This is a genomic window from Geminicoccus sp., assembly GCF_035556675.1.
Classification (GTDB): Bacteria; Pseudomonadota; Alphaproteobacteria; order Geminicoccales; family Geminicoccaceae; genus Geminicoccus.
This window is the reverse complement of sequence record NZ_DATMFZ010000390.1, coordinates 14,355-33,370: the sequence shown is the minus strand read 5'-3', so window position 1 is coordinate 33,370 and position 19,016 is coordinate 14,355. Positions and strand designations below refer to the sequence as shown.

The 19,016-nt window shown below is 69.7% G+C and carries 19 protein-coding genes; 10 read left to right on the top strand and 9 right to left on the bottom strand.

Annotated elements, in window-relative coordinates:
• From VNS22_RS28040 to VNS22_RS28010, 7 genes are all read left to right on the top strand, one after another.
• On the top strand, window positions 1-732 hold a 732-nt coding region (locus VNS22_RS28040), incomplete at its 5' end, for an ABC transporter permease (RefSeq protein WP_325738468.1).
• A 2-nt stretch (window positions 733-734) separates the two neighbouring features.
• Window positions 735-1,541: a hypothetical protein gene (locus VNS22_RS28035; protein WP_325738466.1), complete on the top strand. Its 807-nt coding sequence runs from the start codon at window positions 735-737 to the stop codon at window positions 1,539-1,541.
• A gap of 37 nt (window positions 1,542-1,578) precedes the next feature.
• Window positions 1,579-3,090 (top strand): GMC family oxidoreductase, encoded by a 1,512-nt coding sequence (locus VNS22_RS28030; protein ID WP_325738465.1) that lies wholly within the window; start codon window positions 1,579-1,581, stop codon window positions 3,088-3,090.
• A gap of 144 nt (window positions 3,091-3,234) precedes the next feature.
• Entirely contained in the window at window positions 3,235-4,383 is a 1,149-nt protein-coding gene (locus VNS22_RS28025) for a hypothetical protein (protein ID WP_325738463.1), read from the top strand.
• Window positions 4,384-4,444: 61 nt separating this feature from the next.
• On the top strand, window positions 4,445-5,302 hold the full coding sequence (locus VNS22_RS28020; RefSeq protein WP_325738461.1) for an SDR family NAD(P)-dependent oxidoreductase: 858 nt from the start codon (window positions 4,445-4,447) through the stop codon (window positions 5,300-5,302).
• 7 nt (window positions 5,303-5,309) lie between these two features.
• Window positions 5,310-6,287, top strand: a complete 978-nt coding sequence (locus VNS22_RS28015; RefSeq protein WP_325738459.1) for an aldo/keto reductase — start codon at window positions 5,310-5,312, stop codon at window positions 6,285-6,287.
• 22 nt (window positions 6,288-6,309) lie between these two features.
• Window positions 6,310-7,857, top strand: coding sequence for an MFS transporter (locus tag VNS22_RS28010; protein WP_325738457.1), 1,548 nt, complete (start codon window positions 6,310-6,312; stop codon window positions 7,855-7,857).
• On the opposite strand, the gene VNS22_RS28005 is transcribed toward VNS22_RS28010, so the two are convergent.
• The gene (locus VNS22_RS28005; RefSeq protein WP_325738455.1) at window positions 7,829-8,512 is read right to left on the bottom strand and encodes a class I SAM-dependent methyltransferase; all 684 of its coding nucleotides are present in this window, start codon (window positions 8,510-8,512) and stop codon (window positions 7,829-7,831) included. The genes VNS22_RS28010 and VNS22_RS28005 overlap by 29 nt on opposite strands.
• Window positions 8,513-8,721: 209 nt before the next feature.
• On the opposite strand from VNS22_RS28005, the gene VNS22_RS28000 reads away from it, so the two are divergent.
• On the top strand, window positions 8,722-9,420 hold the full coding sequence (locus tag VNS22_RS28000; protein ID WP_325738454.1) for a hypothetical protein: 699 nt from the start codon (window positions 8,722-8,724) through the stop codon (window positions 9,418-9,420).
• A 33-nt stretch (window positions 9,421-9,453) separates the two neighbouring features.
• Here VNS22_RS28000 and acnA read toward each other — a convergent pair whose 3' ends face one another.
• The 7 genes from acnA to VNS22_RS27965 form a co-directional block, all read right to left on the bottom strand.
• Window positions 9,454-12,165, bottom strand: a complete 2,712-nt coding sequence (gene acnA, locus VNS22_RS27995; protein WP_325738452.1) for an aconitate hydratase AcnA — start codon at window positions 12,163-12,165, stop codon at window positions 9,454-9,456.
• Window positions 12,166-12,313: 148 nt separating this feature from the next.
• On the bottom strand, window positions 12,314-13,030 hold the full coding sequence (locus VNS22_RS27990; RefSeq protein WP_325738450.1) for a heme ABC transporter permease: 717 nt from the start codon (window positions 13,028-13,030) through the stop codon (window positions 12,314-12,316).
• Between the two features lie 92 nt (window positions 13,031-13,122).
• Complete coding sequence (gene ccmB / locus VNS22_RS27985; protein WP_325738449.1) at window positions 13,123-13,800, bottom strand: heme exporter protein CcmB; 678 nt, start codon at window positions 13,798-13,800, stop codon at window positions 13,123-13,125.
• Window positions 13,797-14,387, bottom strand: coding sequence for a heme ABC exporter ATP-binding protein CcmA (gene ccmA / locus VNS22_RS27980; RefSeq protein ID WP_325738447.1), 591 nt, complete (start codon window positions 14,385-14,387; stop codon window positions 13,797-13,799). Before ccmA ends, ccmB begins: the two co-directional genes overlap by 4 nt.
• A gap of 8 nt (window positions 14,388-14,395) precedes the next feature.
• Window positions 14,396-15,394, bottom strand: a complete 999-nt coding sequence (locus tag VNS22_RS27975) for a hypothetical protein (protein ID WP_325738445.1) — start codon at window positions 15,392-15,394, stop codon at window positions 14,396-14,398.
• Window positions 15,395-15,442: 48 nt separating this feature from the next.
• Window positions 15,443-16,321 carry a hypothetical protein gene (locus VNS22_RS27970; RefSeq protein WP_325738444.1) on the bottom strand — a complete coding sequence of 293 codons (879 nt, stop codon included), beginning with the start codon at window positions 16,319-16,321 and terminating at the stop codon, window positions 15,443-15,445.
• Between the two features lie 213 nt (window positions 16,322-16,534).
• Complete coding sequence (locus VNS22_RS27965; RefSeq protein ID WP_223861777.1) at window positions 16,535-16,759, bottom strand: zinc-finger domain-containing protein; 225 nt, start codon at window positions 16,757-16,759, stop codon at window positions 16,535-16,537.
• 121 nt (window positions 16,760-16,880) lie between these two features.
• On the opposite strand from VNS22_RS27965, the gene VNS22_RS27960 reads away from it, so the two are divergent.
• Together VNS22_RS27960 and VNS22_RS27955 are read left to right on the top strand one after the other, a co-directional pair.
• The gene (locus VNS22_RS27960; protein ID WP_325738442.1) at window positions 16,881-17,849 is read left to right on the top strand and encodes an ABC transporter ATP-binding protein; all 969 of its coding nucleotides are present in this window, start codon (window positions 16,881-16,883) and stop codon (window positions 17,847-17,849) included.
• A gap of 58 nt (window positions 17,850-17,907) precedes the next feature.
• Complete coding sequence (locus tag VNS22_RS27955) at window positions 17,908-18,345, top strand: hypothetical protein (RefSeq protein ID WP_325738440.1); 438 nt, start codon at window positions 17,908-17,910, stop codon at window positions 18,343-18,345.
• Between the two features lie 33 nt (window positions 18,346-18,378).
• Here VNS22_RS27955 and VNS22_RS27950 read toward each other — a convergent pair whose 3' ends face one another.
• The gene (locus VNS22_RS27950; protein WP_325738439.1) at window positions 18,379-18,822 is read right to left on the bottom strand and encodes an SRPBCC family protein; all 444 of its coding nucleotides are present in this window, start codon (window positions 18,820-18,822) and stop codon (window positions 18,379-18,381) included.
• Between the last annotated feature and the right edge of the window lie 194 nt (window positions 18,823-19,016).

The window sequence follows — 19,016 nt, the reverse complement described above, 5'->3', positions numbered from 1 at the left end:
ATTCCTGAGTGGAATCTCGGCAACTACGCCATCCTGTTCACCACTCCGACCTACATGACCTTCCTGCTCCGCTCGGTGCTGACGGCAGTCGCGGTCTCGGTGGTGGCGCTGATCTATTCCTGGCCGATCGCCTACTTCATGGCCAAGCATGGCGGCCGCTACCGGCTCCTGCTCAGCCTGGGCGTGGCGGCGCCGTTCTTCACCGGCGTGATCCTGCGCATCACCGGCATCCAGGGCATCATGGGCCCGGTCGGCCTGATCAACATGGGGCTGATGAACTTCGGCCTGCCGCCGATCAGCTTCCTGATGTACACGCCCACCGCCGCGGCCATCGGCATCGCGTACCTGTTCATCCCGTTCATGGTGACGGCGATCTACCTGTCGCTGCTCAACTTCGACTTCGAGCTGCTCGAGGTCGCCAAGATCAACGGGGCCAAGGCCTGGCGGGCTTTCTTCGAGGTGACCCTGCCGCTCAACTGGATCGGCACGATCATCGGCCTGGTCCTGGTGTTCGTACCGGCTCTGGGCGATTCGATCACCGCCCGCTTCCTGGGCGGCCCCAACGCCGCCTCGTTCGGTCAGGTCCTCTCGCTCCAGTTCGGCGAGACCGGCACCTGGGCGCTCGGCTCGGCCATGGGCGTGGTGCTGTTCCTGGTCTCCTCCTTCGTGATCTTCCTGATGTGGCGCTCGGTGAACCTGCGCCGCAGCGGCTTCACCGGGCGGGAGGGCTGAGCGTGAAGGCGGGCGAACTCCTGGCCAGGCTGACCGGTGGCACCCTGCTGCTGAGCCTTTATCTGTTCCTCTACGCGCCCATCGCCTACGTGATCTACGTGTCCTTCCAGAAGGACCTGAACTGGCCCTTCCCGCCGAGCTGGACGCTCGCCCACTATGCCGCGCTGGGAGCGGACCAGACCTATCGGGAAGGCTTGTGGAACAGCATCCTGCTGGGCGTGGGCAGTGCCGTGATCTGCACCGCCGTCGCGACCATGGGCAGCATCGCGGTGCTGAAATACCGGTCGCGCTGGCGGGCGCTGATGGTGGTGATCTTCCTCTGCCCCCTGTTCGTGGCGGACCTGCTGGTCGGCATCTCCAACCTCCTGTTCAACCGCCAGATCCTGAACCTGCCGGGCAACATGGGCTCGGCCATGATCGGCAACGCGGTGCACTGCACCTCGTTCGCCTTTTTGATCATGCTGGCCCAGCTGTCGCGCTACGACTGGCGTCTGGACGACGCCGCCATGGTGTTTGGCGCCCGGCCGCTGCGCTGCTTCTTCGAGGTCACCCTGCCGCTGATCTGGCCGGCCATGCTCGGCGCGTTCCTGGTCAGCTTCATCCTGGCCTTCAACAATCTCGAGATCTCCTTCTACAACCTGGGCGCCATCCCGACCCTGCCGACCATCGCCTGGGGCTCCCTGCGCTTCGGCCTGGGCGGCGAGCTGTTCGCGCTGGCGGCCCTGGTCAACGGCGTCGTCCTGGGCGCCTTCGTCGTGATGTATCTACTGATGCGCTACCGGATCGTCAGCTTCGGCCACCGGGAATGATCGGGCGCGCCACCAACCAACCGAGGAAGGGTTCGTCATGCGGGTGATCGTGGTAGGGGCCGGCAGCGGCGGTGCGACCTTTGCCGGCCGGCTGGCGCAGGACCGCCGGCACGAGGTCGTGCTGGTGGAGGCCGGTCCGGACTTCGGCCGGTTCGACGCGCATGGCTGGCCGTTCGAGCTGCTGGATTCGCGGCGCATCCCGACCACGCACGACTGGGGCCTGGAGAACCAGGACCCAGGCTCGCCGCGTTCCTACCGGCTGGAGCGGGCCCGGGTGATGGGCGGCTGCTCCTCGCACAATGGCTGTGCCGCCGTGCGTGGCATCCGCAGCGACTTCGAGAAGTGGTGCGAGGCGGGCGGGGTCGACTTCTGGAATCCGGACGAGTTCCTGGAGGACTTCGCCGCGATCGACCGGGCGCTGAACGTGCGCACCCTGCCGTTCGAGGAGTTCTCGCCCTACCAGCAGGATTTCTACCACGCGGCGCGCGCAGCCGGCATCCCGCACTCCGACGACATCAACGACATCGACGAGGGGGTCGGCGTCTCGATCTGCCCGATGAACAAGAAGGGCGGCATTCGCTGGAACGCCGCGTTCGGCTTCGTCGACCCGGTGCGTGGCCAGGACAATTTCTCGGTCGAGGCCAATTTCGAGGCGGCCGAGCTGCTCCTGGACGGCCGGCGCGCGGTGGGCGTGCGCGGCTTCCGGCGGGGCGAGCCCCATGAGCTGAGGGGCGACTATGTGGTGGTCGCATCGGGCGCCTATGGCTCGCCGATGCTCTTGCTGCGCTCGGGCATCGGCGACCCGGCGACCCTCCAGGAAGCCGGCATCGAGCTGCGTCACGCTTTGCCGGGTGTCGGGCGCAACCTCCAGGACCATCCGGCCATGGCGCTCACCTACCGCGCCAAGGGCCAGCTGATCGGGCGGACGCAGGCGCACGAGCAGCTGCGCCTGAACTATGACGAGGGCACCATCGCCAAGGTGCAATCCCCCTTCGCCCAGAACCCCTTCGACATGCACATCTTCTCGGTGGGCGGCCGCACGCCCGACCTGCAGGACTGGTACTGGCAGGTCTATGTCGGCCTCCTGAACCCGCGCTCGCGCGGCCAGGTTCGCCCGGTGCGCAAGGACGGCAGCCTCCATTTCGCCATCGAGCACAGCCACGTGACCGACCTAGAGGAGATCGATCTCCAGGCACTGGCCTGGGGTGTGGCGGAGGCCCGCCGGATCATGTCCCATGCGCCGATCGCGGACGAGCTGGAGGAGATCGTTCCCGGCGTCGGCACGCAGGACGACAAGGTCAGGGACTGGATCCGCGCCTCGCACCAGCACTACTACCACCCGGCCTCGACCTGCTCGATCGGCCGGGACCCGGCGGCCGGCGCGGTAGTGGACGGTTACGGGCGCGTCCACGGGCTGGACGGGCTGATGGTGGCGGATGCCTCGATCATGCCGTTCGTCACCACGGCGAACACCAACCTGCCTACCGTCGCCCTGGGCCATCGCCTCGCGCGCAAGTTTGATGCCATTCAGGAGATCCCGCGCGACTGACCCTTGCGCGGGATGCCCGGGTGTTGCATCCGCATCGGGCGCTTCGTGCGTTAAGCAAGTGCGCGCGCGTGTTATGTTGCTCGGGCCGCTTGAGCCCGGAGGGTATTCTTCCTCGAGCGACGCGCGGCCGAGAGGATTTTGGAGATGCAGACCGCAGGGTATGCGACCGCCAGCGCGTCGGTACCGGCGAACGCAGCCGAGCTGGACCGGCGCTACGGGGCCAGGGTCGAGGCGATGCTCGCCCACTGGCTGGACGACGAGACCCTGGCCGCCGGGCTGCGGCGGCCGGTGCTGGCCGAGGTGGCGCGCAATCACGGCCGCTTCGACCCGCGCCTGGGCTCGGTGGAGGACTGGGTCTTCAGCGAGGCGCGCCGGGAAGCCCGCGCGCTGATCGGGCCGGAAGGGGTCGCGGGCGTGATCCCGGTCATGCGCCACACGCCCGATCCCGGCATGCTGCCGCGGCAGAAGGAACGGCGTGGCGGCGCCTCGCGCAAGGGTGCCTCCAGAGCGGCGCCGCGCCGGAAGTGGCTGGGCGGGCTGGCGGCACTCGTGGCGGCAGGTGCCGTGCTGACCGTTGCCTGGTACCGCCCGTCCCTGACCGAATGGCAGGTCGCCGATCTCCAGCCGGACCTGTCCCGGCCACCGGTCTTGGAGCCGGCGCCGCCGCCGCCCGCCGCCGCACCGGCACCGCTGGCTCTGCCGAAGCTCGACGCGGAAGCGGAGCTGGGCCCGCTGCCTGAACCGGACTTGGCAGCGATCCTCCAGCCACCCGAGCCTGCCCCGGCACTGCCGTCACTGGCGGCACCGCCGCCTCCGGCACCCCCGCCGGCCTTGCCCGGACCCGCAGCCGGCCCGGTCGGTCCGGTGGACCCGCCTGTAGCCGCGGCGGCGCCCAGCCCGGCAGAACCGCCGAGGCCGCGCCCGCTCCGCTTGGCGGCACCGACGGCACCCGCGGTCGCGGGCCGGCCGATGCCGGTGCACGCGCCGCCCAGGGTGTTCATCCACTACAGCGCGCTCGACGACGGTGCCGGCGCGCGGGCGCAGGTCCTGGCGCAGCTCGTCCGGGACCAGGGCTTCGAGGTGACCGGCATGCGCGCCGTGCCGTTCCAGATCGGCGAGCCCAGCGTGCGCTACTTCTTCCCGGACAATGCGGGCGACGCGGGTGCGCTGGTGGAGGCCAGCCGGAGGATCCCGCAAATGGCCGAGCTGGCCAGGAGCGGGCCCACCGACTTCACCCATTTCCAGCCCAAGCCCCAGCCCGGTACCCTGGAGATCTGGCTGCCGGCGGGCTGACGGGGCTGGCCGGATGCCGTAAGGGGGCAGGTGGCGTTCCGACAGCTCGGGAGAACAGCTCATGCCTCATCCAGCCCTGGCCCCCGGCCGCGTTGCCGTGGTCACCGGTGCCGCGGACGGGATCGGCCGGGCCGCTGCCCGGCGCTTTGCCGGGCTCGGCATGAAGGTCGCGATCGCCGACATCGACGCGGCTGCCCTGGAGACCGCCCGCGCCGAGCTGGTCGCGGCAGCGCCGGGCGGCGAGCAGGACGTCCTGGCCATGCAGACGGATGTCGCGCTCTACCAGGATGTCGAGCGGCTGGAGCGGGCGGTGCTGGAGCGCTTCGGCGACGTGGCGCTGCTCATGAACAACGCCGCGACCGGCAAGGGGGCCGGTACGTTCGAGGACCGGGCGCAGTGGGAGCGGCTGCTGGCGGTCAACCTGATGGGCGTGGTCAACGGGCTGCAGTGCTTCGTGCCGGGCATGATCCGCCGCGGCCGGACCGGGGCGGTGGTCGCGACCGGATCCAAGCAGGGCATCACCACCCCGCCCGGCAACGCCGCCTACAATGTGTCCAAGGCGGGCGTGAAGGTGCTGACCGAGCAGCTGGCCCACGAGCTGCGGGAAGCCACGGGCGAGCGGATCACGGCGCATCTGCTGATCCCGGGCTTCACCTTCACCGGCATGACCAGGCCCGGCCGTACGGCGGACACTCCCAAGCCGGAGGGGGCGTGGACGGCCGACCAGGTGGTGGACGTGCTTCTGGATGGGCTGGAGCGCAATGCGTTCTACCTGTTCTGCCAGGACCACGAGACCAGCTGGGAAATGGATCAGAAGCGGATGCGCTGGGCAGCTGATGACCTGATCCTGCGCCGCCCGGCCCTGTCGCGTTGGCATCCCGCCTACCGTGACGCGTTCGCCGCCTTCATGAAGGACTGAATCAGGCATGGAATATGTGAAGCTCGGCCGTACCGGCCTCGATGTCTCGCGGATCTGCCTCGGCTGCATGAGCTACGGCGATCCGGGCAAGGGCACTCATGCCTGGTCGCTGCCCGAGGAGGACAGCCGGCCCTTCATCCGCAAGGCAGTCGAGTTGGGCATCAACTTCTTCGACACGGCCAATGTCTATTCCGCCGGCTCCAGCGAGGAGATCGTCGGCCGGGCGCTCAAGGACTTCGCCCGGCGCGACGAGATCGTGCTGGCGACCAAGGTACACAACCGGATGCACGAGGGGCCGAACGGGGCCGGCCTGTCGCGCAAGGCGATCCTGTCCGAGATCGACAAGAGCCTGAAGCGGCTCGGCACCGACTATGTCGACCTCTACCAGATCCACCGCTTCGACAAGCACACGCCGATCGAGGAGACGCTGGAGGCGCTGAACGACGTCGTGCGCGCCGGCAAGGCCCGCTATATCGGCGCGTCGTCCATGTATGCCTGGCAGTTCATGAAGATGCTGGCGACGTCGGAGAAGCATGGCTGGGCCCGCTTCGTCACCATGCAGAACTATCTGAACCTGCTCTACCGCGAGGAGGAGCGGGAGATGCTGCCGCTGTGCCGGGCGGAAGGGATCGGGCTGATGCCCTGGAGCCCGCTGGCGCGCGGCCGCCTCACCCGCGAATGGGGCACCAGCACCAGCCGGTCGGAGACCGACGAATTCGGCCGCACCCTCTATGCCAACAGCGAGGCGGCCGACCGAAAGGTCGTGGAAGCCGTAGGGGAGATCGCGGCCAAGCGCGGCGTGCCGCGCGCGCAGGTGGCCCTCGCCTGGGTGCTGCAAAAGCCGATGACCACGCCGATCGTGGGTGCCACCAAGCCGCACCATCTGGACGATGCGGTGGCAGCCCTGGATCTGCGGCTGAACGCCGAGGAAATCGCTGCCCTGGAGGCGCCCTACATCCCGCATCCGGTCACCGGCTTCAGCTGAGCCTGCCGCGGACTTGGCGAGCATGCGGCGCTGGTGGATCGTGGTGGCGATGGCGCTGCCGCTGTTCCTGCTGAGCATCGACTTCTACGGCATCACCGTCGCACTCCCCTCGATCGGCCGCGACCTGGGGGCCGGGACCACCGCCCTGCAATGGACCGTCAACGCCTTCAACCTGGCGCTGGCGGCACCGCTGATCGCGTTCGGCCGGCTGGGCGACCTGGTCGGGCGACGGCGGACGATGCTGGCCGGCATCGTCCTGTTCGCGGCCGGCTCGGCGGTCTGCGGGCTGGCACCCGGCATCGCGACCCTCCTGGTCGGCCGCTGCGTCCAGGGCCTGGCCGTGGCGCTGTTCTCGGCAGCGCCGCTCGCGATCGTGACCGACAGCTTCGCGCCGCACGAGCGCGGCGTCGCGTTCGGGATCTGCACGGCCGTGGGGGCCTGTGGATCCGCGATGGGCCCGCTGGTGGGCGGCGTGCTCACCGAGATCCTAAGCTGGCGCTGGCTGTTCCTGGTGAACCTGCCGATCGCCGTCCTGACGGCGAGCCTGATCCTCCTGGTCGTGCCGGAATCGCGTGACGAAGCTCAGGAAGGCGGGATCGACCTCGCCGGCATGGCCACGATCACCGCCGGCCTGACCCTGCTCACCTTCGGCCTGCAGCTGGGCGACGACTGGGGCTGGCGGTCATTGCCCGTGCTGGCGGGGCTGACCGCCGGCCCGCTGTTGATCCTGCTGTTCTGGTGGATCGAGCGACGGCAGCGCCAGCCCCTGATCGAGCCTGCCCTGTTCAGGCAGCCGGCGCTGGTCCAGGCACAGCTGGTGGCGCTGGCCGGCAATTTCGGGTTCAGCGCGCTGCTGTTCTTCAGCGCGCTCTACCTCCAGCACATCCTCCGCCTGGGGCCAATGGCAGCGGGCGTGGTGCTGCTGGCGTTCTCCTGCTGTTTCGTGCTGACGCTGCCGGGCACCGGGATCTGGATCGGGCGCCTGGGCGCCCGCCAGGCCATGATGCTCGGCATGGCGCTGATGGTGGTGGCCTTCCTGCTGTTCCGCCCGATCGACCCGGACAGCGGGTTGATCTGGGTGATCGCCGCACTGGCCACGGCCGGTGTCGGTCAGGCCCTGGCCTTCAACGCCTCGACCACCGCCACCATGAATGCCGTACCGGAGGGCCGTGCCGGGGCCGCTGCCGGGGTGCTGAACGGTTCGCGCCAGCTGGGGTCGGTGCTGGGCATCGCGGTTACCGGCGCGGTGTTCCAGGTGAGCGAGACCGGCCGGCTGCTCCAGGCCCTGCACCCGAAGCTGGCGTTGGAGCCCGCGGAGGAGCGGGTCGTGGCGAGCCTGCTGTCCGGATCGGCCCAGGCGAGCGAGGCGATCCTGGCCCTGGCGCGCGCGACCGGCCGGGCCGCCGATCCCGCCTTCGTGCGCTATGTTGAGGGTAATGTGACCGCCGCCTTCATGGAGGCGCTGCAGGCGGGCATGCTCGTCTGTGCGTTCGCCTCGCTGCTGGGTGTCGTCGCCACGTTGCGGGCCCGGCCGGGCCTGCTCAGTCGGCAGTACGCTGCTGGAAGATGATGAAGTGCCGGCCGACCAGCATGGCGGCCAGCAGCCCGTAGGCTGCCCAGAACACGGACAGCTCGGCCAGCCTGACCCGCTCCAGACCCGCCTGCGCCGCCCATGCCTCCATCTCCGCAGGCGCGATCAGGCGCAGCGGCGGCATCGACCCCCGATCGGAGCTCCGGGAGGCCCGGCGGCCGAGCGGGTGGGCCGGGTGCAGGATCACCGTGACGAGCAGGCCGCCACGGGACAGGCAGCCGGCAGTGTCACGGAGTGCCTGCGCCGGGGCCGGAATGTGCTCCAGCGAGCCCAGGAACAGCACGAGATCGAACGGCTCACCTGGCCAGCCGGCGAGCGCCGCGGCAGGCAGCACGTCGAACCGGATGCGGTCGGCTTGGCCGGCAGCGTGGGCATGGCGGCGTGCACGCTCGACCATGGCGGGGGCGAGGTCGATGCCCAGGCCGGACTGCAGCTGGCTGGCCAGTGCCAGGAGGTGCAGGCCGGTACCGCAGCCGACGTCGAGGACGCGGCAGGGCTGCTGCCGGCGGCTGAGGCGGCGCAGCAGGGCCACGCGCAACCGGAAGCCCACCCCGCGCAGCGACCAAGGCCCGTGGCGTCCGTCCCAGCCTGCCGCCAGGGCGTCGAAGGCGACGGCCGCTATGGCTTCGGACATGGGATGATCGTCGCCGCCCATGTGCATCCCCGGCCTCAGTTGGTCAGGGCCACGACGCTTCGACAAGCAGAGCCCTTTGCTGTGATGTCCCGCGCATTATCATCAGATCGGCGTCTATCTGGAAACTTGCGGAACATCACTCCTGGCGAGGCGTGATCGTCAGATCCACGGCAGCGCTCCGTTCCAACATCCGGACGATCCAAAGACCCATGGACTTCGTGCAACATAACAACTTGGCGGCCGCGGGCGCCGTTCTTTCGGTTCTGGCTGCCCTGATCCTGACCAGCCTGCTCGCCCCGCCCGAGGCGACCGCGCTGCTCGTCGAGGGCGGGCCGGTCGAGACGCTGACCGCCATCCTGCATTTCCTGGTGGCGGCTGCCGCTTTCGCCCTGTGGTGGCGCCGGGGCGGCCTGTTCGGATTGCTCGGCATCGCGGCGCTGGCCATGGGTGCCCGCGAACTCGACCTGGACAAGGCCTTCACCACCCACAGCGTGTTCAGCACCAAGCAGTATTTTCATCCCGAGGCGCCGCTGCCCGAGAAGCTCCTGGCGGGAGCGGCAGTGGTCGTGCTGCTGGTGCTAGCCGTCTGGCTGGTGCGCATCAGCCTGCCGGCTCTCAGATCGCTGGCCAGGCAGAAGGCGCCGGCGTTCTGGAGCATCGTCACCGTGCTGGCGACGCTGCCGCTGCTGAAGACCGTCGACGCCTTGCCGAGGATCCTCCGGGAGAACGGGATGGAATTGGGGCCGCACGCGCTGGCTCGGCTGATGGCGCTCGAGGAGGTGGGCGAACTCGCCCTGCCGCTGCTGGTAGCCCTCGTCCTAGTCCAGCTGCTGGCGCCGGTGCCTGAACGGCAAAAGAAGAAGACCGGACGCCCGCTCGATGTCGGGCACCCGGTCCTCCGGAGATAGGCTGGCCGCCAACGGGCAGCGGCCAGGGTGCTGTCAGGCGGTGCCTGCCGGCGCCGACTGGGCCAGGAGCTGGCGCAGCACGTAGTGCAGGATACCACCGTGCATCACGTACTCGACCTCGTCCAGCGTATCGACCCGGCAGAGCACCTTGTGCTCGTCGGTGCTGCCGTCGGCCCGGGTGATGCGCAGTGTCAGGTCCATGAGCGGCTTCAGGCCCTGCTCCAGCCCGGTCACGTCGACCACCTCGCTGCCGTCCAGCTTGAGCGTCTTGCGGTCGGTGCCGGGGTACATGACCAGCGGCAGCACGCCCATACCGACCAGATTGGAGCGGTGGATGCGCTCGAAGCTCTCCGCGACGACCGCCTTCACGCCCAGGAGGTTGGTGCCCTTGGCCGCCCAGTCGCGCGACGAGCCAGTGCCATATTCCTGGCCGGCGAAGATCACCAGCGGCGTTCCCTGCTTCTGGTACTCCATGGCGGCGTCGTAGATCGACATCTCCGTACCGTCGGGCATCAGTCTGGTGTAGCCGCCTTCCTTGCCGTCCAGCATCTCGTTCTTGATGCGGATGTTGGCGAAGGTGCCGCGCATCATCACCTCATGGTTGCCGCGGCGGGCACCATAGGAGTTGAAGTCGCGCTGCTCGACGCCGTGCTCCAGCAGGTAGCGCGCCGCCGGGCTGGTCTTGGCGATGTTGCCGGCCGGGCTGATGTGGTCGGTCGTGATGCTGTCGCCGAAGATGCCCAGCAACCGGGCACCCTTGATGTCCGCGAGCTTCCTGGCCGGCTCGGCAGGCATGCCCTCGAAATAGGGCGGCAGGCGCACATAGGTGCTCTGGTCGTCCCAGTCATAGGTCATGCCGGTCTCGCCGGCGCCGATCGCCTTCCAGCGCTCGTCGCCCGCGAACACGTCGGCATAGGAGCTGGCGAACATGTCGGCGGTGACCGCCCTGCGCACCGCCTCGTCCACCTCCGCGGGGCTGGGCCACACATCCTTCAGGTAGACGGGCTTGCCGTCCTTGCCGGTGCCGAGCGGCTCGGTGGTGATGTCCTTCTGCATCGAGCCGGCCAGCGCGTAGGCCACCACCAGTGGCGGCGAGGCCAAGTAGTTCGCCTTGACCTGCGGATGGACGCGGCCCTCGAAGTTGCGGTTGCCGGACAGCACCGCGGCCACGACCAGCTTGCCCTCGTTGACCGCGTCGGACACCTCGTCCGGCAGCGGGCCGGAATTGCCGATGCAGGTGGTGCAGCCATAGCCGACCAGGTCGAAGCCGATCCGGTTCAGCGGCTCGGTCAGGCCCGCGGCATCGAGATAGTCGGTGACGACCTTGGAGCCGGGGGCGAGCGAAGTCTTGACCCAGGGCTTGCGCTCCAGGCCCAGCGCCGCGGCCTTCTGCGCCACCAGCCCGGCCGCGATCATCACGCCCGGGTTGGAGGTGTTGGTGCAGGAGGTGATCGCGGCGATCACCACGTCGCCATGGGTCAGCTCATGGTCGGTGCCGGCGAGCGGCGCCTTGGCATCGAGCGGGGTGCCGCCCGCCAGGGCCGGCAGGGAGGCCTGGAAGCCGGCCTTGGCGCCTTTCAGTGCCACCCGGTCCTGCGGCCGCTTCGGCCCGGCCATGGACGGCTCGACATCGCCCAGATCCAGCTCCAGCACGTCGGTGAACACCGGGTCCGGCGCGTCGCTGTAGCGCCACATGCCCTGGGCCTTGGCATAGGCCTCCACCAGGGCCACGCGCTCCGGCTTGCGGCCGGTGAGCTTCAGATAGTCGATGGTCACCTGGTCGATCGGGAAGAACCCGCAGGTGGCGCCGTATTCAGGTGCCATGTTGCCGATGGTGGCCCGGTCGGCCAGCGGCAGGTGGTCGAGGCCCGGCCCGAAGAACTCGACGAACTTGTTCACCACCCCCTTCTTGCGCAGCATCTGGGTGACGGTGAGCACGAGGTCGGTGGCGGTCGCACCCTCGGGCAGCCGGCCGGTCAGCCGGAAGCCGACCACCTCGGGCAGCAGCATCGATACGGGCTGGCCCAGCATCGCCGCCTCGGCCTCGATGCCGCCCACACCCCAGCCCAGCACCGCCAGGCCGTTCACCATGGTGGTGTGGCTGTCGGTGCCGACCAGCGTGTCGGGGTAGGCGACCTGCTTGTTGCCGTCCTTCGCGGTCCAGACGACCTGGGCCAGGTGCTCCAGGTTGACCTGGTGGCAGATGCCGGTGCCGGGCGGGACCACGCGGAAATTGTCGAACGCCTGGGAGCCCCAGCGCAGGAACTGATAGCGCTCGCCGTTGCGCTGGTACTCGATCGCCACGTTCTCCTCGAACGAGCGCGGCGTGCCGAACGCATCCACCTGGACGGAATGGTCGATCACCAGGTCGACCGGCACCAGCGGGTTGATCTTCTTCGGATCGCCGCCCAGCGTCACCATGGCGTCGCGCATCGCGGCGAGGTCGACCACGGCGGGCACGCCGGTGAAGTCCTGCATCAGGACCCGGGCCGGGCGGTACGCGATCTCGTGCTTGGAGCTGCGCTGCCGCAGCCACTCCGCCACCGCCTTCAGGTCGCCGACCTTCACGGTCCGGTCGTCCTCGAACCGGAGCAGGTTCTCGAGCAGCACCTTCATCGAGAAGGGCAGGCGGGACAGGTCGCCCAGCTCCTTCTCGGCCTCGGGGATGCTGAAGTAATCGTAGGAGAGCTCGCCGACCTCCAGTGTGCGGCGGACCTTCAACGTATCATGGCCGGTTACGCGCACTGCATCGGTCTCCTCGTGGCGGCGGGTCGGTTGGCGTCCTTGGGGCAGCCGCGGCGCGGATAGTACGTGCGCCGTGCTTTGGAAAGGCTAAGCCCGACCCTTAGAATCGATCCCATGTGCGCGGATGTCGTGCTGCGGTGCAGTGGCGTCAAGCCGTTTCCGCGCCCCGCAGCGCGGCGATCCGGCGCTCCGCGGTCTCCGTGCGGATCCGGACGAGCAGCACGGAGACCATGTACAGCTTGAACACGACCGCCATGAGCAGGAGCGGCCACAGCATGGACGGCGCCATGGCCGGCCCGTCCATGCGCAGCACCGAGGAGGGCTGGTGCAGCGTGTTCCACCAGTCCACCGAGAACTTCACGATCGGGATGTTGACCAGGCCGACCAGAGCCAGGATCGAGGCGGCCCTGGCCCCGCGGCTGGCATCCTCGAAGGCGTCGTAGAGGGCGATATAGCCGAGATAGAGGAAGAACAGGATCAGGACCGAGGTGAGCCGCGCGTCCCATACCCACCAGGTCCCCCACATCGGCTTGCCCCAGATTGACCCGGTGACCAGGGCGATCGCGGTGAAGCAGGCCCCGATCGGAGCGGCCGCCCGCGCGGCGATCTCGGCCAGCGGGTGGCGCCAGATCAGGGCCACCGCACTGCCGCTGCCCACCACCAGATAGGTGAACATGCTCATCCAGGCGGCGGGCACGTGCACGTACATGATCCGGTAGGCATCCGACTGCTGGTAGTCGGCGGGTGCTATGGCCAGGGCCCAGACCAGGCCCACCGGGAAGAGGGCCAGCGCCAGGAAGGTCGTCCAGGGCCGGATGGCGTCGGCGATCCTCTGGAAGCGCAACGGGTTCGCATAAGCGTGCACGGGTAGGCGGGTCCTGTTGACGATCGTTCCAATCTAGGCGGTCCGGGCAGCGGATGCGAGGCCCATCTGCGCGAGGGCGGAGTGCTGCCCGGTCATTCCAGCGCCAGCCGCAATGCTGCCGCGATCGCGAACGGGGCCAGCGCCAGGCTGCCGAGCAGGAGGGCGCCCAGGATCAGATAGGCCACCGTTCCGCCGACCCCGACGGTGGTGGCCTCCACCGCCCCCACGCCGAAGATCAGGGCCGGGATCTGCAGCGGCAGCACGAGCAGTGCGGTGAGCGCCTGGCTGCGCCGGCTACCCACCAGCAGGGCAGCACCGATGGCGCCGATCATGACCAGCACGGGCGTGCCGAGCAGGAGGGCTGCCGGCAATGCCACCAGGGCCGCGGGAGGCTGCTGCATGAGCAGGGCCAAGAGCGGCGAGATCACCACCAGCGGCAGGCCGGTCACCAGCCAGTGCACGAGGCAGCGCACCAGCGCCACCAGCTCCAGCGGCAGGATGCCCAGTTCCAGCTGCTCGAGGCTGCCGTCCTCCAGGTCGGCCGCCCACAGCCGATCGGTGCCGACCGTCACCGCGAACAGGGCCAGGACCCAGATCACGCCGGAGCCGATCCGCGCCAGGGTTTCCGCACCGGGCCCGACACCCAGCGGGAACAGGACGGTGCCGGTCAGCAGGAACAGGACCGGCAGCAGGGCTTCGCCCGGCCGGCGCAGCGCCAGCATCAGGTCGCGACGTGCCAGAGCGAGGGCAGCACCGGGCAGGCCGCTCACAGCTCGAGCACCAGAGGATCGTCCAGCGTCACGTCGCCATGGCTCGCCGCTACCACGATGCCGCCGCCTGCCCGGTGCCGGTCGATCAGCCGGGCGAGGTGCTGCCGGTTCGCGGCATCCAGGCCCACACCGGGCTCGTCCAGCAGCCAGACCCGGCGGGGTACCGCCACCAGCCGGGCCAGGGCCGCGCGCCGGCGCTGGCCCTGGGAAAGCCGTCCGGCCGGTACGTCCAGGAGCGGCCGCAGGTCGAACACGTCCGCCGCCGCCACGGGATCGGCCGGCCCACCGGCCAGGGCGGCCCCGATCTGCAGGTTCTCGCGCACGGTCAGACCCGCCTTCAGCGCGTTGACGTGGCTGATCCAGTGGAGGGCGGCCGGCCAAGCGGGGTCGGTGAGCGGGCGATCCTGCCATGACGCGCTGCCGGCGGCCGGTCTGAGGAAGCCCGCGAGCGTGCGCAGGAAGGTCGACTTGCCGGAGCCGTTGGCGCCGCGCAGCAGGAGCGCGTCGCCTTCGGCCAGATCGAACGCCACCGGCGCATGCACCGGGCGCCCTGCGCGCGCCGAGACCAGATCGTGGACGGCCAGCACGGGCAGGCTCAGCCCTTCCCGCCTACCTGCGAGCGTTCGCCGGCCGGCTCCGCACCGCCCTGCAGCGGCGGCGTGATCCGCAGATTGGTGCGCCCGCACGGGCTTTCCCCACCCAGTTCCCGCGCCAGATGGCCGGTCTCCAGGCGGATCAGCGGGAAGTCCGGGTTGAACACGGTCACCACCACCCGGCCGGGCGCGCCAGTCGTGACCGGGCCATCGCCGTCCGGATCCAGCAGCTCGACCAGCACCGATTCGTCGACCACCAGGCCTTCGTGTGCGCTGGTCTCGTACGCGATCAGGCCGATCTCGTCAGTGGCGTAGATGAAGAACGTCTCGATCGCGTGCAGGGCCGAGCTGGCGACCAGGAGGGTCGGATCGGGTACCTCGCCGGTCAGCAGAGCGCAGCGGAACGGCTGCTCCTGGCCCAGTGCCTCCAGCAATGCCTCCAGGGCCCGTGCCTCGCCCACGAAGACGCTGGGGCGCAGCCGGCGCAGCGTGTCGAGCTGGCGAGGCTCGGTGCCCGGCCCGGCCGGGACCACGGTGCAGCTGAGCGCACGGGCACCGGTCTCGGCCATGGCCGCCAGTGTGCCCAGATGGTGGGGCAGCGCGTTCCAGACGAGGTCGGCCCGGCGCACCCCGGCGGCGAAGAAGGCGCGGGCGAAGCGCCAGTAGTCGACCCTGGCACCCTCGGGCACGAGCTGGCCCTGGCTGCCGACCAGCAGCCTGGCCAGCCGGCCGATCGGCGTCGCGACCATGCCGCCGAACGGCGGCCGGGCCTCCTGGCGCGCGGCCAGGGTCGCCTGATCGAGCAGGGGCAGGCTGCGCAGCATCTGTGGCGAGGTGATGCGGTCCGGGTCGATGCCGGCCAGATGGCTGGCCATGCCCGGCGCATTGTCCATCGTGTGGTGGAGCAGGCCGGGCAGAGCGTGGAAGATCGCCGCCTCGCGCTCCTGGGATGACCTGACCTCCTGGCGATCGAAGAACAGCGCCTTGCTGTCAGGCATCATGACGTCCATCGCCCATCGTTCGACGTGATCAGAAGATCGTGCCGCCGGTCACTCGCCAATGGCAACGTGGTAGCGTGCCTCCAGCGCGGTCACGTGGTCGCGGAGTGCCGGGCCCGGCTGCTCGGCCAGCCAGCGGTCCCAAAGCTCGCGCAGGCTCAACGGCAGGACCGGCACACCGGACGCCACCACGCGCCGGCGCAGGAGGTCGACCTCGGCGCGGTGCGCGGCGAACACCGGGTGGGAGCGGGCGTCGGACGGCTCCCAGAACAGGTAGGTCAGGGTGGTGGTCTGGCCGGGGAAGGTGCGGGCGAGACCGATGGCGTGCTTGGCCAGCGCCACCGCGTCCAGGAGCCGGAACAGCTGCGGGGTCTGGCGCAGCTCGACCAGCAGCTCATGCCAGGCACCGAGATGCGGCTCGGGCATCGGCTGGTCGTAGCCTTCCGCGATCCGGGTCTTGGGCGTGGTCAGGTGCTCGGTGACGCGGGTGACGAGGCCGACCACGCGGCTCGGGCCGGTCAGGAGCAGATCGGTCTGCGGCGGTGTGCCGCGGATCCCGGTCGGGCAGCGGGCGGCGAAGCGCAGCCCCTGGAACCCGTCGAGCGGGCCTACCCGGAGCCCCGCCGGGTTGCGGCTCCAGGGGAGGAAGCAGTTGGCGGTGAGTGCGAGCGAATCGTCCACGGGCGTGCGCGGCCGGTCCGGCAGGATCGTGTGCTGGTCGGCGGGCAGCCGTGCAGTCGGCACCAGGAGGTCGTGGAGATGGCCAACCCGGCCCTCGCCATCGATCTCGATGCCCGGTCGCTCATGGCGCAGTGCCGCGGCGAGCGCCCGGGCAGCACGCTGCGCCAGCCCGGAGCGGCGTCCGGGCGGCCGCTTGCCCGCCAGGAGGTCGGAACTGCCCGGCGGTGGGGTGACGCGTCGGTCCATCACGGTGTACGGATCCCGCGCTCGAGGAACCTGCGCCGGGCCATCGTCCTGCCGATCGAGGAAACGATGGCGCGCTGGACCGGCATGTGGAGGGAGAGCAAGGCCGCTGCGGACGTCGGCGTCAAGCGAAACAGTGAAGTTCCTGGAGGGTGCGCTAGAGCTACGTGGCTGATATGCTGCAGTTCCGGTACAGGCCGCGATGGCTGCGGCATGGCCTCAGGCAGTTGCCGGCCGCGGATCGGAATGAAGTGCCTGCGCCGCGGGCGCACTGGTATGGACGTAGCGGCGGCCGCAATACTTGCAGACGGTCTCGCCGCCCTTCTCCAGGGTCATGTATTCCACCGGATGGCCGAGAGGACCTTCACCTCCATCGCAGCGGACATACAACTTATCGGTGATCACGACTTCACGACCATCAACGTTCAAGAACAGGTCCGCCACGCGACCACCCCTCTTTGCAAAGCCAGACCGCCCGAGCAGCGCTGCGCCCGACGCCGCGAGTTTGCCACGGCAGCCGGCGGCGCGCGATATAGTCGCTACGGGACGATGGAGACAACTAGAGATGGCTCTTGCTCCGCCCAGCCACGCGCTCTCGATCCGGGGGCTGGGCAAGGTGTATCGCGGCACTGGCCGCCAGCCCGACAAGCGTGCGCTGCACGCCGTCGACCTGACCGTGCCGCGTGGCTCGTGCTTCGGCCTGCTGGGGCCGAACGGTGCCGGCAAGTCGACCATGATCAACATCCTGGCCGGGCTGGTGAACAAGTCCGAAGGAAAGGTCGAGATCTTCGGCATCGACCTGGACGAGCGGCCGCGGCTCGCGCGTCGCGCGATCGGAGTCGTCCCGCAGGAACTCAACCTCGACGCGTTCTTTACGCCCCGGGAGGCGCTCGACCTGCAGGCGGGCCTCTACGGTGTCCCGGCGCGCGAGCGAATCACTGACGAGCTCCTGGAGGCGGTAGGCCTGGCGGACAAGGCGGACGCCTATGCCCGCACCCTGTCCGGCGGCATGCGCCGCCGCCTCCTGGTGGCCAAGGCGCTGGTGCATCGCCCGCCGGTCGTGGTGCTGGACGAGCCCACCGCCGGCGTCGACGTCGAACTGCGTCGCTCGCTGTGGCGCTACATGCGCGAGTTGAACGAGCAGGGTGTCACCATCGTGCTCACCACCCACTATCTGGAAGAGGCGCAAGAGCTGTGCGACCGGATCGCGATCGTCGATCGCGGCCGGGTGGTGGCCTGCGACACTACGGCCGCGCTGCTGCAACGCCTGGACGAGAAATGCCTGATCGTGCGGGCCGACCGGCCAATGCGCCAGGTGCCGCCGTCGCTGGACGACGGGCAGGCGTTGGTCGACGCGGAGGGGCGCCTGATCCTGCGCTACCGCCGCTCCGCCGTGCGGGTCGAGCAACTCCTGGATCGGGTGCGCGCAGCCGGCGTGACGATCGTCGACCTGACCACCCAGGAAGCCGACCTGGAGGACTTGTTCGTCCGGCTGACCGGGCATGCCGCCGAGGCGATGACCAGCGCTGCCTGAACCTTTTATTTACCTTTCGCTGCCATGATCGGGGCATGCCACCCCGACGAGGCCGATCGTGCCGTGCATCCTCCGTACCTGCCTGCGTATTTTGCTGCTGCTGCTCCTGGCCGTGCGGCCGGGGGCTGCCGAGCCGCCGCCCGGCTGCACGCCGGAGATCGCCGGGGCATTGCACTGCATGGCCGGCCAGGCCTGCCGCTGCGGCTTTGCGCGGGGCGGCCTCATGACCGGCGAGCCGTCCGGCTGGCGCTGGGACTGCGGGGTGCTGCAGGGCAGCTGCCCCCAACCATCCGGCGAGCTGTCCGGCAGCTGGTATGAGCTGCCCCTCGGGCTCAGCATTGACCAGTCCGACCAGAGCATCCGCCTGGACCAGTCGACCGGCGTGGTCACGGGCGGGCGGCCAGGACCCCGGCCTCCAGCCGGGCCGCTGCCGCTGTTTCCCGACGGCCAGGGCAGCCACCGTCCATTGCCGGGAGGGCAGCATCACCGGCGCTGAGCGGTGCCGCCCCTCCGCGTTCGATCGCCGGGTTCAGCCGCCCGCCAGGTGCTTGCGCAGATTGGTGAACCCGCCGCCGAACACGCCGTTGGCGAAGGTGTCGATCCATTGCGCGCTGGCATCGGGTGCACAGTCGAACGTCGACCACCACTCCACCAGGCTGCGCGCACCGTCTGTGACCGGCGTGACGCGCAGGGTCGCCTGGTAGTTCTGGACGTCGAACGGGGTGGTCTCGAAATTGTAGGTGTAGCTGCGTTCCAGGTCGGACAGCGCCAGGAGCCGCTCGCGGATCTGGGCGCCGTCATGGGTGTAGAAGTTACGCACGCAGCCGACCTGGTCCGCGGCCTTGCCCTCCTCGATCTCCGACCGCGCCACCATGTGGCCGGCCCAGGCAGGCAGGGCGTTGAAGTCGCGCACCACCGCCCAGACCCGGTCGGCGGGCAGGTCGATGACGGTGCTGGCATAGGCTTTCGGCATGGTCGTTCGCTCCCTGATCATCGGCCCTCACCATCCTGGCAGGCGGCTGGCCGCATCCCTGCCTAGCGCGGATCGCCTCCGCCTGGAACCGCAAGGCGGCATCGCCCGGCACGAGAGGCAATGGACCCGGTGCTGGGCTCGCGTGGCCGGACCTCGACAGCCCGGCCTTTCCCCACGACAACTCGGGCCAAGGC

Coding starts and splice junctions, on each gene's coding strand:
- VNS22_RS27975 (WP_325738445.1), bottom strand. CDS start 15,394: ATGATGCCTGACAGCAAGGCGCTGTTCTTCGATCGCCAGGAGGTCAGG.
- VNS22_RS28030 (WP_325738465.1), top strand. CDS start 1,579: ATGCGGGTGATCGTGGTAGGGGCCGGCAGCGGCGGTGCGACCTTTGCC.
- VNS22_RS28020 (WP_325738461.1), top strand. CDS start 4,445: ATGCCTCATCCAGCCCTGGCCCCCGGCCGCGTTGCCGTGGTCACCGGT.
- VNS22_RS28015 (WP_325738459.1), top strand. CDS start 5,310: ATGGAATATGTGAAGCTCGGCCGTACCGGCCTCGATGTCTCGCGGATC.
- VNS22_RS27960 (WP_325738442.1), top strand. CDS start 16,881: ATGGCTCTTGCTCCGCCCAGCCACGCGCTCTCGATCCGGGGGCTGGGC.
- VNS22_RS27950 (WP_325738439.1), bottom strand. CDS start 18,822: ATGCCGAAAGCCTATGCCAGCACCGTCATCGACCTGCCCGCCGACCGG.
- VNS22_RS28010 (WP_325738457.1), top strand. CDS start 6,310: ATGCGGCGCTGGTGGATCGTGGTGGCGATGGCGCTGCCGCTGTTCCTG.
- VNS22_RS28005 (WP_325738455.1), bottom strand. CDS start 8,512: ATGTCCGAAGCCATAGCGGCCGTCGCCTTCGACGCCCTGGCGGCAGGC.
- VNS22_RS28000 (WP_325738454.1), top strand. CDS start 8,722: ATGGACTTCGTGCAACATAACAACTTGGCGGCCGCGGGCGCCGTTCTT.
- VNS22_RS28025 (WP_325738463.1), top strand. CDS start 3,235: ATGCAGACCGCAGGGTATGCGACCGCCAGCGCGTCGGTACCGGCGAAC.